Annotated in this window: 11 protein-coding genes; 9 read left to right on the forward strand and 2 right to left on the reverse strand. The window is 69.6% G+C overall.

Translation table 11 applies throughout. The features are described 5' to 3' along the window. Positions 1–54: 54 nt before the first annotated feature. The 4 genes from ACQ86G_RS27955 to ACQ86G_RS27970 all read left to right on the forward strand — a co-directional run bounded on the left by ACQ86G_RS27955 (position 55) and on the right by ACQ86G_RS27970 (position 3,742). Positions 55–309, forward strand: a complete 255-nt coding sequence (locus ACQ86G_RS27955; protein WP_431258313.1) for a hypothetical protein — start codon at positions 55–57, stop codon at positions 307–309. 16 nt (positions 310–325) lie between these two features. Then, positions 326–892, forward strand: a complete 567-nt coding sequence (locus ACQ86G_RS27960) for a hypothetical protein (RefSeq protein ID WP_431258314.1) — start codon at positions 326–328, stop codon at positions 890–892. Positions 893–1,021: 129 nt separating this feature from the next. After that, positions 1,022–2,560, forward strand: coding sequence for a fumarate hydratase (locus tag ACQ86G_RS27965; protein ID WP_431261516.1), 1,539 nt, complete (start codon positions 1,022–1,024; stop codon positions 2,558–2,560). A gap of 300 nt (positions 2,561–2,860) precedes the next feature. Beyond that, positions 2,861–3,742, forward strand: coding sequence for a hypothetical protein (locus ACQ86G_RS27970; RefSeq protein ID WP_431258315.1), 882 nt, complete (start codon positions 2,861–2,863; stop codon positions 3,740–3,742). 84 nt (positions 3,743–3,826) lie between these two features. On the opposite strand, the gene ACQ86G_RS27975 is transcribed toward ACQ86G_RS27970, so the two are convergent. Then, positions 3,827–5,218, reverse strand: coding sequence for a mechanosensitive ion channel family protein (locus ACQ86G_RS27975; protein WP_431258316.1), 1,392 nt, complete (start codon positions 5,216–5,218; stop codon positions 3,827–3,829). A gap of 94 nt (positions 5,219–5,312) precedes the next feature. Continuing rightward, on the reverse strand, positions 5,313–6,266 hold the full coding sequence (locus ACQ86G_RS27980; RefSeq protein ID WP_431258317.1) for a histone deacetylase family protein: 954 nt from the start codon (positions 6,264–6,266) through the stop codon (positions 5,313–5,315). An 85-nt stretch (positions 6,267–6,351) separates the two neighbouring features. Here ACQ86G_RS27980 and ACQ86G_RS27985 point away from each other — a divergent pair, with 85 nt between their 5' ends. The 5 genes from ACQ86G_RS27985 (at position 6,352) to mltB (ending at position 14,095) form a co-directional block, all read left to right on the forward strand. Next, on the forward strand, positions 6,352–7,305 hold the full coding sequence (locus tag ACQ86G_RS27985; protein WP_431258318.1) for an AAA family ATPase: 954 nt from the start codon (positions 6,352–6,354) through the stop codon (positions 7,303–7,305). Positions 7,306–7,409: 104 nt separating this feature from the next. After that, a complete protein-coding gene (locus tag ACQ86G_RS27990; RefSeq protein ID WP_431258319.1) occupies positions 7,410–8,420 on the forward strand; it encodes a DUF58 domain-containing protein in 1,011 nt (336 codons plus the stop codon). After that, a complete protein-coding gene (locus ACQ86G_RS27995) occupies positions 8,417–9,490 on the forward strand; it encodes a DUF3488 domain-containing protein (RefSeq protein WP_431258320.1) in 1,074 nt (357 codons plus the stop codon). Before ACQ86G_RS27990 ends, ACQ86G_RS27995 begins: the two co-directional genes overlap by 4 nt. Then, positions 9,385–10,461: a transglutaminase-like domain-containing protein gene (locus ACQ86G_RS28000; RefSeq protein WP_431258321.1), complete on the forward strand. Its 1,077-nt coding sequence runs from the start codon at positions 9,385–9,387 to the stop codon at positions 10,459–10,461. Before ACQ86G_RS27995 ends, ACQ86G_RS28000 begins: the two co-directional genes overlap by 106 nt. A 109-nt stretch (positions 10,462–10,570) precedes the next feature. After that, positions 10,571–14,095, forward strand: a complete 3,525-nt coding sequence (mltB, locus tag ACQ86G_RS28005; protein WP_431258322.1) for a lytic murein transglycosylase B — start codon at positions 10,571–10,573, stop codon at positions 14,093–14,095. Positions 14,096–14,114: the final 19 nt, after the last annotated feature.

Here is a 14,114-nt window from a genome sequence, read left to right on the forward strand (position 1 = left end):
CCTCCGCCGGGGCCGACCGCCCCGATGACTCAACCGATCAGGGAGAACGACGCGATGAAATTCTGGATCTGTGCGGCGTTGCCGCTGGTGACGGCACTGGCCGCGTGCGCGGCGCCGGACACCGCCAAGGCCCCGCCCGCCACCGCCAAGGCCGAGGTCTGCGAACGAGAGGCGCAGACCGGTTCGATGCTGGGCCGCCGGCAGTGCGGCCCCGCGCTGAGCGAGGCCGAGCGCGCCCGCCTGGCGGCGGAGCTGCAGACGCAGGTGCGGCCGACGGCCAGCAATCCGGGCAGCGGCGGCGGACACTGAGCGGGCCGTGATCGCCATGCAACGCCGATCATTCCTGCTCGCGTCCGCGGCCACGCTGACAGCGGGCTGCGCCTCGGGAGAACGCAGTTACGTGGAGACCATCCGCTCGGTGGCCATCCGGCCGGAATGGCACCAACTGGTCGTCTTCGGCGAACGCTACGACTACACGCTGTCGCTGCCCCCGGCCATGGCGGCGCTGCTGCAAGGCCCGGCGCGTGCGCATCTGCAAGGAAGTTTCGAGAACGCCCGCCTGACGCGACTCAACCAGCTGCGCGTCATCGTCACGCTCGCCGTGCCCGAGGAGTTCGCGGGAGACCTGCCGGTCACCATCGTCCCGGGCCTGCCGGCGGTCAAGCCCGTCGACGGTGTCCGGATCGTCTTCCGCGCCGGCCTCGACCTCGAGCGGTTCGCGCGTGGCACGACGCAGCAGAAGAGCGCCGGCTCGCAACCGACCAACGCGAAGTACGAGGTCGCGGTCACCGGGTACGCGCCGTCTCCCACCCAGACCGTGGGGAACGTGGTGTCCGTGATCACCTTGCCGCTGAAGCTGCTGACCGGCGGCTTCATCCGCGGCGGCGGCTGAGCGCAGGCGCGGCCATTGCGCACAAGCGTGCGCAACGCGTCCCCGGGACGCCAGGGGCGACGTGGATATCGTCGGGTCGCGCGATAAAACGGATAATCGCGGTCTCCCGTGACCAGCCTGTCCACGACCATGACCACCATCCGCTACGCCGACCTCGTCGAAAGCGTCGCCGCCGCGCTGCAGTACATCAGCTACTACCACCCGGCCGACTACATCCAGCATCTGGCGCGCGCCTACGAGCGCGAGCAGAGCGTGGCCGCGAAGGACGCGATCGCCCAGATCCTGACCAACTCGAAGATGTGCGCCGAAGGCCGCCGTCCGATCTGCCAGGACACCGGCATCGTCAACGTGTTCCTGAAGATCGGCATGGACGTGCGCTGGGGCGACTTCCCCGGCTCCATCCAGGACGCCGTCAACGAAGGCGTGCGCCAGGCCTACAACCACCCCGACAACAAGCTGCGCGGCTCGGTGCTCAGCGATCCGATCTTCGAGCGCAAGAACACCAAGGACAACACGCCCGCGGTGATCTTCATGGAGGTCGTGCCCGGCAACACCGTCGACGTGATCGTCGCGGCCAAGGGCGGCGGCTCGGAGAACAAGAGCAAGGTCTACATGCTCAACCCGAGCGACAACATCGTCGACTGGGTGCTCAAGACCGTGCCGACCATGGGCGCGGGCTGGTGCCCGCCGGGCATGCTGGGCATCGGCGTCGGCGGCACGGCCGAGAAGGCCGCGCTGCTGGCCAAGGAAGCCCTGATGGACGACATCGACATGTACGAGCTGCTGGAGCGCGGTCCGAAGGACAAGCTCGAGGAGCTGCGCATCGAGCTGTACGAGAAGGTCAACGCGCTGGGCATCGGCGCGCAGGGCCTGGGCGGCCTGACCACCGTGCTGGACGTCAAGATCAAGACCTACCCGACGCACGCGGCCTCCAAGCCGATCGCGATGATCCCGAACTGCGCCGCCACGCGCCACGCGCACTTCGTGCTCGACGGCTCGGGCCCGAGCTACCTGACCCCGCCCAGCCTGGACCTGTGGCCCGACGTGAAGTGGGCGCCGGACTACAACAAGAGCAAGCGCGTCGACCTGAACACGCTGACCAAGGACGAGGTCGCCAGCTGGAAGCCGGGCGACACGCTGCTGCTCAACGGCAAGATGCTCACGGGCCGCGACGCCGCGCACAAGCGCATCCAGGACATGCTGGCCAAGGGCGAACCGCTGCCGGTGGACTTCACGAACCGCGTCATCTACTACGTCGGCCCGGTCGATCCGGTGCGCGATGAAGTCGTGGGACCGGCCGGTCCCACCACCGCGACCCGCATGGACAAGTTCACCGACATGATGCTGGAGAAGACCGGCCTGATCGCGATGATCGGCAAGGCCGAGCGCGGCCCGGTCGCGATCGAGTCGATCAAGAACCACAAGTCGGCCTACCTGATGGCGGTGGGCGGCTCGGCGTACCTGGTGTCCAAGGCGATCAAGCACGCGAAGGTCATCGGCTTCGAGGACCTGGGCATGGAAGCGATCTACGAGTTCGACGTCGTCGACATGCCGGTGACGGTGGCGGTCGACGCCGGCGGCACCAGCGCCCACATCACCGGCCCGGCCGAGTGGCAGCAGCGCATCGCCGCGGGCAAGCCGATCAAGATCCCGGTGGCGGCGGGCTGAAGCGCCCCCTCCGTCGCAAGCGACAAGGCCACCCGAGGGTGGTCTTTTTCATTGCCCGGGGTTTTACTATGCAAATGGCCCAAGGATCCCCGAAGAGCTAGCGTTGGCGCGGGTTTGCGACTCGTCAAGAGCGGGAGGCAGTCCCATGCACCGCGCTATACGATGCCTACCAAACGTTCCGCTAGATTGCTCATGACCTCACTCTGCCAAGCCTGTGAATTGCGTTCAGCCGTGGTGGTAGAGCCTGCAGATGACGCTGACGCTCCGTATCTGGTTTGCGAGGCGTGCCATGGACGATTGATGACGCGCTCGCTTCGCCCGTTGGAGTGGTTCAACCTGGCGAAACGGCACGGATGGGCACAATTCCTTCTGCACGACGATTTCTACGATGAGGACGGCACGGCAACACAGCCTGAAGAGGTCGTCGAGCAATCGGAACGCTTCCAGGCACCAACGTTGGCCGCCGTCAGCGACACCGCAGAGACGCTCCTCGACTACGCAATCACGCGTTGGCAGTTCGATGCCGAGCTCGGTGAGAGGTGGCGGCAACTGCCTCAAGACGAAGTCCTTCGAACGCTGACCTCGCGCTTCGATGCTTCGAACAATCTTTCCGTTCGGTCAGTGGTCCTAGAGGTGGCCAATCTTTTGGGATCGTCCGCCGAGTCCTTGGTGAGACGTGCCTGGGCAGAGTACCCGGACGGAATCGTCTTCTGGTCTTTGGTTCAAGCCTCGGCGGCCTGCTTGCCTTTCGAAGAAGGCTTTGCTCGCGCTGAGAACGCGCTGGCGGGGATGCCCGACCGAACACGCAGAGATCGCTTTTCCGCCCTTGCACACTTCCGGTCGCCGCGAGCACTCCGGTGGATTGAATTGAACGCGGCAGAGCCGACGGTCGAGGCCTGGGGCCGCCTTGCGGCTGCTTCGGCATTCAGCTGGCCTAAAGCAGAGGAATGGCTCCATGCGGGGCGCCCCTTGAGCCTGATTGCGATTGATGCGCTGCTGGCCATTGCAGAGCCGCAGACACCTTTCCTTCGAGACCAACGTCCCAGCTTGGGTGCGCCGGCCAGCGCATTCGACGCTCGGAAAGTGCTGGAAGCGGTAGCGGTGGCGGACCCAGTCCCTCGCGTCAAACAGCGAATCGGGGCGCTCCTGGTCAGGTTGTCTGTGCTGACACAGCCGAGCTGACCGCTTCACGCGGCCTGCGGCCCGGCTGTTACCACGCCTAGGCCATTTGCGTAGTAAGACCCATTGCCCGGCGTGCGTGGGAACTCAAGCGGCTGGCGCTGAGCCGGGTACGAGCTTGTCCGCCCCGGGCGGCACCGGCGCGACAGCGCCTTCCACCACCGTGCGCACCACCCGCTGCGGGAACGGGATGTCGATCTCCAGCCGGTTCAGCAGTCGCAGGATCGCGAGATTCACCTCGGAACGCACCCCGCCCTGTCCGTTGTGCGGATCGGAGATCCAGAACCCGATCGTCAGTTCCAGCCCGTCGGCGGCGAAGTTGCTCAGCGACACCGACGGCGACGGCTCGGACAGCACGCGAGGCACGCGCTTGATCTCATCGATCAGTTGCGGGAACAGCGCGTCCACATCGGTGCCGTAGGCGACCTGCACCACCGTCGAGACGTTCACCTGCGGGTCGGCGAGCGAGAGGTTCTCCACCCGCGTCGTGATCAGCGACTCGTTGGGCACGATGGCCTCGCGGCCGTTGAGCGCGCGGATCACCGTGTAGCGCGTCTTGATGTCGCTGATGCGGCCTTCGAAGTTGTCGACCTTCACCATGTCGCCGATCCGCAGCGAGCGCTCGGCCAGGATCATGAAACCGGACACGTAGTTCGCCGCGATCTTCTGCAGCCCGAAGCCCAGGCCCACGCCGACCGCGCCGCCCAGCCAGGACAGCGCGCTCAGGTTCAGGCCCAGCGTATTCAGCGCGACCATCGCGCCGATCACCAGCAGGGCCGTGCGCGTCAGGTTGACGGCGATCTTGCGCATCGACAGGTCGAGCACCGACTTGCCCCGCAGCAGCCGCGATTCGATGACCGAGGACAGCCACAGCACGACCAGCAGCACGGCGCCCACCTGCAGCACGCCCAGCAGGACGTCGTAGACGGTGATGTAGGCCTTGCCGTTCTTGGGCAGGAAGGTCAGGTCCGCATCCTGCAACTCCTCGATCAGGATCGGCAGCACGCCGACGATCCACAGGATCGAACCCAGCCACGCGATCCAGGACACGCTGCGCTCGAGCAGCTTGATGCCGAGGGAATCGGGCATCGTCGCCCGCAGCACCCGCGCGACGAGCCGGATCACCACCAGCGACAGCAGCACCGGGATGACGACACGGAACAGCGCGACCGGCTCGCCCAGCAGCGGCATCACCCGCCGCGCGCCCAGTGCCAGCAGCAGCGCGATGACCGGGAACAGCACGCCGTCGAAGACGCGATGGCCCAGCAGCACCGAGTGATGCCCCGGCGCGGCGGTGACGTGCTTGCTGATGCGGTAGACGATCAGCCAGGACAGCGCCAGGCAGGCCAGCACCAGGCCGACCTCGATCAGCGCCTGCGGCCGTGCGAGCGCCGTCAGCAGCGACTCCAGCTCGCGCAGGCTCAGCGTGTGGTTCAGGGAAGCGGTGGTACCCAAGGTGGCGTTCAAGGAGGAGATCACGTCGGCATCCGGCGCGGGCCGGGTCGTTCAGTCGGAGGGGAATCTGTCGGGCCGCCGGCGCGCCGGCGGTGGCGGGCCCGATTGTGGCGCCGGCTCAGATGCCGGCCAGCGTGCGCAGGTGCACGCCGACGCTGCGTGCCAGCGCGCCCAGGTCGTAGCCGCCTTCCAGGCAGGACACGATGCGGCCCTTCGCATGGCGCCGGGCCACGTCCATGATGCGCAGCGTGATCCATTCATAGTCGGCCTCGACCAGTCCGAGCTGCGCCAGCTCATCGTCGCGGTGCGCGTCGAAACCCGCCGACACGAAGATCATCTGCGGCTTGAAGCGTTCCAGCGCCGGCATCCACAGCGACTCGATCATCTCGCGCACCTCGGCGCCGCGCGTGTACGGCGGCACCGGCACGTTGAGCATGTTCGCGCCCTTGGGCTCGCTCCCGGAATACGGGTACAGCGGGTCCTGGAAGATGCTGACCATCAGCACGCGGTCGTCGCCGGCGAGGATGTCCTCGGTGCCGTTGCCGTGGTGGACGTCGAAGTCGATGACCGCCACGCGGTCCAGGCCACGGACGTCCAGCGCGTGCCGTGCCGCGACGGCCACGTTGTTGAAGAAGCAGAAGCCCATCGCCTGGTCGCGCGTCGCATGGTGGCCGGGCGGTCGGACCGCGCAGAAGGCGTTCTCGACCCGGCCGTCGACCACCAGGTCGGTCGCCTGCACCGCCGCGCCCGCCGCGCGCAGCGCCGCCGACCAGGTGAACGCGTTGGCGCAGGTGTCGGGGTCCAGCGCCTTCATCGGATTGGGCACACCCTGCTTCGCCTGCTGCTCCAGGTCCTCGAGTTCCGACTTCAATTCGGCGACGTAGCGGGCGGAGTGCGCGCGCTCCAGCGCCTTGAGCTCGGCGCGCGGCGCTTCGTGACGGTCGAGGGCCACGTCGACGCCGTGGGCGATCAGCCAGTCCTCGATCGCGCCCAGGCGCTGCGGGCATTCCGGATGACCGGCCCCCATGTCGTGGCGGTGGCAGTCGGGGTGGCTGATGAAGGCGGTGCTCATGGTCGGAGGCTGGCGCGGTCGGGGCACGGTCAGGGCATCTGCGGCGCTTCGTCGGAGCGAACGGATTCTGAGATATCGTGCGCCGATGAGTTCCGACGCTCCGACCCTCGCCTCCCAGCCGCTGGCCGACCTGCGCCGGCAGATTAGCACGATCATCAAAGGCAAACAGGCCCAGACCGAGGACTGTCTGGCCTGCCTGCTGGCCGGTGGTCACCTGCTCATCGAGGACCTGCCCGGCGTCGGCAAGACGACGCTGGCGCACGTGCTGTCGATCTCGCTGGGGCTGCGCTTCTCGCGGGTGCAGTTCACGACGGACCTGATGCCCTCGGACCTGCTCGGGGTCAACATCTACCAGCCGGGCGCGCAGGCGGCCGGCGGCAGCCCCTTCCAGTTCCACCCGGGGCCGGTGTTCAGCCAGGTCCTGCTGGCCGACGAGATCAACCGCGCCGGTCCGAAGACGCAGAGCGCGCTGCTCGAGGCGATGGAGGAATACCAGGTCAGCGTCGACGGCACGACCCATCCGCTGCCGCTGCCCTTCTTCGTCATCGCGACGCAGAACCCGAGCGAGCAGCTCGGCACGCACCCGCTGCCGGAATCGCAACTGGACCGCTTCCTGATGTGCATCAGCCTCGGGTATCCGGACCGGCAGGCCGAGCGCGAGCTGCTGATGGGCGGCGACAGCCGCGAGCTGCTGCGCGCGCTCAAGCCGGTGATGACGCCGGACCAGCTGCGCGAGCTGAAGCGCGCGGTCCTGGCGATCCACGTCTCGCCGGCGCTGCTGGACTATCTGCAGGCGCTGCTGGAGGCGACGCGTTCGGGCGAGTGGTTCCAGGAGGGCCTGAGCCCGCGCGCCGGCCTGGCGCTGCTGCGGGCGGCGCGCGCGAAGGCGTTGTTGAGCGGGCGCGACTACGTCTCGCCGGACGATGTGCAGGCGATCCTGCCGCAGACCATCGCGCACCGGCTGCGGCCGCGCGGCGGCAGCGCGCGCGGCGCGCGCGAGCAGGTGCGGGCGATGATGGCCGCCGTGCCGCTGCCCTGATCGCGACGCCGCGATCCGCCGAACGCCCTCCCCCGCGCTGACCGTCCACCGGATACCGCCGTGCGCCTCCCTTCCTGGAAGCTCCCTCGCTGAAGCTGCCGGCGGTGCGCTGGCCGTGGCAGCAGCGCTGGGAGAAGTGGTGGCAGGGCCGCCACCCGGCCAGCGACACGACCGCGCTGACGCAGCGCAACCTGTACATCCTCCCGAGCCGGCCGGGCGCCGCCTTCGTCGCGACACTGCTGGTGCTGCTGCTGGCATCGATCAACGACCAGCTGAGCCTGGGCTACCTGCTGACCTTCGTGCTGGCGGGCGCGGGCATGGCGTCGATGAACGCGACACACGCCAACCTGCGCGGCCTCAAGCTGGACCTGAAGACGCCGCCCGCGACCTTCGCCGGCCAGCCGCTCGCGCTGGACATCCGGCTGCACAACACCGGCGCGGCGCGTTTCGGCGTCGGTCTGAGGCTGCCCGACACCCAGGCGACGGACACGGCCCATGCCGATGTCCCGGCACAGGGCCACGCCCAGCTCCACCTGCAGGTGACCTTCGCGAGCCGCGGCCGGCACGCGCTGCCGCGGCTGCGCGTGGAATCGCACTTCCCCTTCGGCCTGTTCGTGACCTGGAGCTATTGGCGCCCGGCGGCGCAGGCCTGGGTCTATCCGACGCCGGAGCTCGACGCCCCGCCCGCCGCCGCCGTCGAGGAAGGCCTGCCGCAGGGCCAGGGCCAGCCCGGCCTGGGTGACGACCCGGGGCTGAGGCCCTACCGGCACGGCGATTCGCCGCGCCAGATCCTGTGGAAGAAGTCGGCGCTCGCGCTGGCGCAACCGCAGCCGCCATCCGGCAGCATGGGCAGTGGCGGAGGCGGCGCGGCACTGCTGGTGCGCGAACGCCTGGGCAGCCGCGCCAGCGAGCAATGGCTGGACCTGGCCGCCACGCGCGGCCTGCCGTTCGAACTCCGCGTATCGCGCCTGACGGCCTGGGTGCAGCGCGCCGAGGAAGAGGGCCTGCCCTACGGGCTGAAGCTGCGTGACATCGCGATCGAGCCGGACCTGGGGCCGGATCACTTCCGCGCGTGCATGGAAGCGTTGGCCGTGATCCAGGAGGATCGGCGATGAGCGCGACCGCCGCCGGCGCGATCAAGCACCGCAGCCCCCTGCCCCGCGAGGCGCGCGACACGCTGTTCCTGCTCGCGATCATCGCGGCCACGCTCGTCCCGCATGCCGGCCATCTGCCATGGTGGTGCAGCCTGCTCACCACCCTGATGCTCGGCTGGCGCGCGCGCCTGGCCTGGCGCAGCGAGGCGCTGCCCGGCCGCTGGAGCCTGCTGGCCGTGCTCGCGCTCGTCATCGGGCTGACCTTCGCCACGCACAAGACCATCCTCGGCCGCGAGGCCGGCATCACGATGCTGGCGATGCTGATGGCGCTCAAGACGCTCGAGCTGCGCGCCCGGCGCGATGCCTTCGTCGTCTTCTTCCTCGGCTTCTTCCTGGTGCTGACGCAGTTCCTGTACTCGCAGTCGCTGCTGATCGCGCTGTGGATGATCGGCTGCGTCTGGGCGCTGCTGTCGGCGCTGGTGCTGGCGCAGATGCCGCAGGGCGTCCCCAGCCTGAAGCTGGCCGCGCGCATCGCCGCCCGCAACACGCTGATCGGCCTGCCGGTGATGGTGGCGCTGTTCGTCCTCTTCCCGCGCCTGCCGCCGCTGTGGGGCCTGCCCAAGGACTCGGGCGCGCGCACCGGGCTGTCGGACACGATGACCTTCGGCGCGTTCGCGGAGGTCGCCACCGATGACACCATCGCGATGCGGCTGCGCTTCGACGGCGCGCCGCCGCCCCAGCCGCAGCTGTACTTCCGCGCCCAGGTGCTGACCCGCTTCGACGGCAGTACCTGGACCGCGCCCCGCGTGAGCTGGGCGTCCGGCGACGACGCGCCGACGCTCCAAGGCCCCGTGTTCCGCTACGAGGTCACGATGGACCCGCTGCGCGTGACTGCGATCCCGCTGCTGGAGTTCAGCCCCGGCGCCTCGGGCTCGCACCTGTCGCTCGGACGCCTGACGGCGACGCGCGCCCCCAGGGGCAGTGGATGGTCCAGGTGCCTGTCGCCGAAGTGCTGCGCTTCCGGCACGAGGCCTGGCCGCGCGCGGCAGCCAGCACGCGAACCAGTCGCGCCGACCGCAATGAATCCCTGAGTCTTCCGCCGGACCTCAACCCGCGCGCCCGCGCCTATGGCCAGTCGCTGCGCGAGCGCTTCGCCGCGCTGGACGAGGACGCGCTCGGCCAGGCGGTGAACCGGGCACTGCTGACACAGATCCGGCAGGGCGGCTTCGGCTACACGCTGACGCCGGGCGTTTACGGTGAGACGACGCCCGACTCGATCGACGAATTCTGGTTCGACCGCAAGCTCGGCTTCTGCGAGCACTTCGCTGCGGCCTACGTCGTGCTGATGCGCTCGGCCGGCATTCCGGCCCGCGTGGTGACCGGCTTCCAGGGTGCCGATCCGAATCTGCAGGATGGGGATCTGGTCGTGCGCCTGAGCCAGGCGCACGCCTGGGCCGAGTTCTGGACGCCCGCCGGCGGCTGGCAGCGCGCCGACCCCACCGCCGCGGTCTCGCCGGACCGCGTCCAGGGCCGCCCGCTGCGGCCGCAGCCGGGCCTCTTCTCCGGCGCGATCGACCAGCTCCGCCCCGGCCTGCTCGAGGACCTGCGCGCGGTCTGGGAACAGATCAACAACCGCTGGCGGCAGTCGGTGCTGAACTTCTCGACCGGCGACCAGATGAGCCTGCTCAAGCGGCTCGGCTTCGACAACCCCGACTGGACCACGCTGGGACAGGTCGCGGGCGCCCTGCTGACCGCGACGGCCGCGATCGGCGCCGGCGTCGCCGCCTGGCAGCGGCGGCCGCACGACCCCTGGTCTCGCCAGCGCCTGCGGGTGCGGCGCGAGCTCGACCGCCTCGGCCTCCCGACCCGCGACGACGAGACGCCGCGCCGCTGGGCGGCCTCGCTCGTCGAACGCCATGGCGAACGGGCCGGGGCCGTGGCGGCGTCGCTGTTGCAATTGGAAGCGCAGCGCTATCGCCAGGACCTCGCCGCCGCCACGTCACAATGGCAACGCCGGTTCGCGGCGCAATGCGCCGAGCTCCGGCAGGCGTTGGCCTCCTGATTCCGTCGCTTCCGCCATTTCCGCCATTTCCGTCGCCTCTTCCGACGCCGCGGGGCGACCACCCCGCGCCTCCGTGCCCCACCGCCGCCCCCGCGGCGTCTCCGCCCGCATGACCGACCGCACCGACCGCATGACTGCCCTTCGTCGTACCCGCCGTCCCACTCCCCGCCGCGCATTCCTCCGCACGCTCCTGCAGGCCTCGATGGCCGCCTCGCCGCTGATGGCCCTGCTGGGCACGGGCCCGGTGATGGCACAGGACGCCGCGCCCGCCCGGTCGCAGGCCGCCTCGAAGGCGGCGGCGAAGCCCGTCAAGAAGCCGGTGAAGAAACCGGCGCGCAAACCGGCGGTGCTTCCTGAGTACGGCGATCGCGCCGACGTGATGGCCTTCGCCGATGCGCAGGCCGACTCGCTCGGCTACCGGCGCGAGGAACTGCGCGCCGTGCTGGCGCTGGCGCGCCCGCAGCCCACGGTCCAGCGCCTGATCCTGCCCGGACCGCCGGGACAGGCCAAGGACTGGGGCGCCTACCGGCAACGCTTCGTCGAACCGCAACGGCTGCAGGCGGGCCTGGCGTTCTGGGCGACGCACGAGTCGGCCCTGGCGCGCGCCGAGGCGACCTACGGCGTTCCGGCCGAGGTGATCGCCTCGGTGATCGGCGTGGAGACCTTCTACGGCCGCATCATGGGCACCTTCCGCGTGCTGGACGCGCTGGCGACCCTGAGCTTCGACTACCCGTCGCCGCTGCCGCCGGGCGCGCGCGACCGCAGCCCGTTCTTCCGCGAGGAACTGCGCCAGTTCCTGATCCTGGCGCGCGAGAACGGCCTGGATCCGATGGCGATGAAGGGCTCGTATGCGGGCGCGATGGGCTGGGGCCAGTTCATGCCAGGCAGCTGGCGACGCTACGCGATCGACTTCGACGGCGACGGTCACGTGGACCTGATCAACAGCCCGGTCGACGCGATCGGCTCGGTGGCCAACTTCCTGAAAGAGCACGGCTGGCAGCGCGGTATGCCGACGCACTACGAGGTGCAGGTGCCCAACGACACCGCCGCGCGCGCGCAACTGCTGATCAGCGACGTGCTGCCGCAGCTGGACGCCCGGCAGTTCGAATCGGTCGGCGCGCAGTTGTCGCCCCAGGGTCGCGCCCACAACGGACCGCTGGCGCTGATCGAGCTCCAGATGGGCGGTGCCGCGCCGGTGTACGTCGCCGGCACGCAGAACTTCTACACGGTGACGCGCTACAACCAGAGCAGCTACTACGCGATGGCCGTCATCGAGTTCGCCAACACGCTGGCCAGCTGGCGCAAGGCCACGGGGGCGACGCCGGCGTCGGGGCCGCCAGCGGCAGCTGACGATCGAGCAGGGGCTGGTCGGCGGTACCGCTTCGCGATAGCGTTGTCGGATGCGCCCATCGCCTCGCCCTCCTTGCCGCCCTCCTTGCCGCCCTCCTTGCCGCCCTCCTTGCCGCCCTCCTTGCCGCCCTCCTTGCCGCCCTCCTTGCCACCTTCCCTGCCGCCCGCTGTGCATCGCGCTCCTGGCACCGGTGCTGGCATTCGGGCAGGCACCGCCGCAGGCTGCGACCGCCCCGGCGTCCTCGGCCTCGGCACCCGCACTGCCCCCGCACTGACGCCCGTCGCCGCGAGCCTGCGCTTCGACTCGCGCCTGGCTGAATTCAAGAAGCCGTTCGGCGCCTTGCCCGCCAAGTCCTGGATCGACTTCCAGCTGACCGCCCTGCCCGGCGTGGAAAAGCTCGAGCTCGTCGTCGAGCGCCGCCGGGTCGAAGGCAACGAGGACCTGATCGCCTACGCCGAGGAGGCGCGGGTGCCGCTGCACAAGGCCGGTATCGCCGCCGGCCGGGACCTGTGGAAGGCGCGTCATCGCTTCGGCGCGCCGGGCGTCTACGGCTACTACTTCGTCGCGACGATCGGCGGCGAGCGCTTCATCGTCCAGAACAACGCCGACTCGATCTACTGGACCAAGGAAAAGGGCTCGATGGGTCCGGCCACCGTCGCGCCGATGGCCACACTCCCCGGCGTTGCCGACGGCAAGGGACCGGTCCCGCCCTTCGCGATCCGCCGCTACCGGCAGACGATCCACGCGTCCGACTTCGCCGTGCCGGACTTCGCCCGGGATCTCGTCTACTACTACGTCTTCCCCGAGCGCTTCCGCAACGGCGACAAGGCCAACGATCCGCAGGTCGGGACAGCGAAGTACCAGGACCACGGCATCGAACGTCACCCCCGCTGGCTGGACCGGCCGTACAAGCCGGGCAGCGGCGACGGCTCCGACGCGGTCTACAACAACGACTTCTTCGGCGGCGACCTCGCCGGGATCATCGACAAGCTCGACGATCTGCGCGATCTCGGCGCCAACGCGCTCTACCTGACGCCGATCTTCCAGGCCGCCAGCAACCACAAGTACGACACCGGCGACTACAAGCGCATCGACCCGGCCTTCGGCAGCAATGCGGACTTCGAGCGCCTCACCAGCGAGGCCGGCAAACGCGGCCTGCGCGTGATCCCGGACACCTCGCTGAACCACGTCGGCGCCGACTCGCCCTACTTCAACCGCTTCGGCAACTTCCCCGCCGGCGGGGCCTTCGACAACGGCAGGCCCAACCCGGCGTCGCCCTACGCGAGCTGGTTCAAGTTCGATCTCTCCAAGGGCAAGGCGGACGACCAGTACGCTGCCTGGATCGGCATCAAGGACCTGCCCGAACTCGACAAGTCCAGCCGCGCGTTCCGCGACTACGCCTTCGGCCGCGACGGGGTGATGCAGTTCTGGCTGGACCGCGGCGCGGCGGGTTGGCGGATGGACGTGGCGCCGTGGGTGCCGGACGACTTCTGGCGCGCCTGGCGCGTCGCGGTGAAGCGCCACCAGCCCGGCGCGCTGACGATCGCGGAGACCTGGTTCGACGCGAGCAAGTTCTTCCTCGGCGACACCTTCGACGCGACGATGAACTACATCTTCCGCAACACGGTGCTGGACTACGCGGCCGGCGGCAACGCGGAGCGCCTCTACCAGAACCTCGAACTGCTGCGCGAGTCCTACCCGGCGCCGTCGCTGTTCGCGTCGATGACGCTGCTGTCCTCGCACGACCAGCCGCGCGCGCTGCATCACTTCGGCGTGCGCGACGACAGCCCGCCGGAGCAGGTGGCCGACGGCAAGCGCCGGCTGCTGCTGGCGGTCTTCTTCCAGATGACCTATCCCGGCGCGCCGACGATCTACTACGGCGACGAGGTGGGCCTGGGTGGCGGCGAGGATCCGTACAACCGCGCGCCCTATCCGTGGGCCGACGAAGGCGGCCAGCCGGACCTCGCGCTGCGCGACCGGTTCAAGCGGCTGGTGGCGCTGCGGCACGCGCAGCCGGTGCTGCGGCACGGCACCTTGTCGGCGCCGCTGTGGCTCGACGAACACGTCATCGTGCTGCTGCGCCAGGACGGCCAGCGCAACGCGATCGTCGCGATGAACAACGCCGCCGAGCCGATGCGCGTCGAGCTGACGCTGCCGCCCGCGCTGCGCGGCATCCCCTTCATCGATGCGATGACGCCCGGCGCGCCGATGAAGGCGGCGGCCAACGGAAAGCTGCTCGTGGAGATCGGGCCGCTGTCGGGCCGGGTGTTGCTGGGGGATTGACCCGACCAGCGCGAATGCA

Origin of the sequence: Roseateles chitinivorans, assembly GCF_050632145.1 — a bacterium.
Lineage (GTDB): Bacteria > Pseudomonadota > Gammaproteobacteria > Burkholderiales > Burkholderiaceae_C > Roseateles > Roseateles chitinivorans_B.

Bases quoted from the DNA above. Each gene is read 5' to 3' on its own strand.
- ACQ86G_RS27955 (WP_431258313.1), top strand. From the start codon at position 55: ATGAAATTCTGGATCTGTGCGGCGTTGCCGCTGGTGACGGCACTGGCC.
- ACQ86G_RS27960 (WP_431258314.1), top strand. From the start codon at position 326: ATGCAACGCCGATCATTCCTGCTCGCGTCCGCGGCCACGCTGACAGCG.
- ACQ86G_RS27965 (WP_431261516.1), top strand. From the start codon at position 1,022: ATGACCACCATCCGCTACGCCGACCTCGTCGAAAGCGTCGCCGCCGCG.
- ACQ86G_RS27970 (WP_431258315.1), top strand. From the start codon at position 2,861: ATGACGCGCTCGCTTCGCCCGTTGGAGTGGTTCAACCTGGCGAAACGG.
- ACQ86G_RS27980 (WP_431258317.1), bottom strand. From the start codon at position 6,266: ATGAGCACCGCCTTCATCAGCCACCCCGACTGCCACCGCCACGACATG.
- ACQ86G_RS27985 (WP_431258318.1), top strand. From the start codon at position 6,352: ATGAGTTCCGACGCTCCGACCCTCGCCTCCCAGCCGCTGGCCGACCTG.
- ACQ86G_RS27995 (WP_431258320.1), top strand. From the start codon at position 8,417: ATGAGCGCGACCGCCGCCGGCGCGATCAAGCACCGCAGCCCCCTGCCC.
- ACQ86G_RS28000 (WP_431258321.1), top strand. From the start codon at position 9,385: ATGGTCCAGGTGCCTGTCGCCGAAGTGCTGCGCTTCCGGCACGAGGCC.
- mltB (WP_431258322.1), top strand. From the start codon at position 10,571: ATGACCGACCGCACCGACCGCATGACTGCCCTTCGTCGTACCCGCCGT.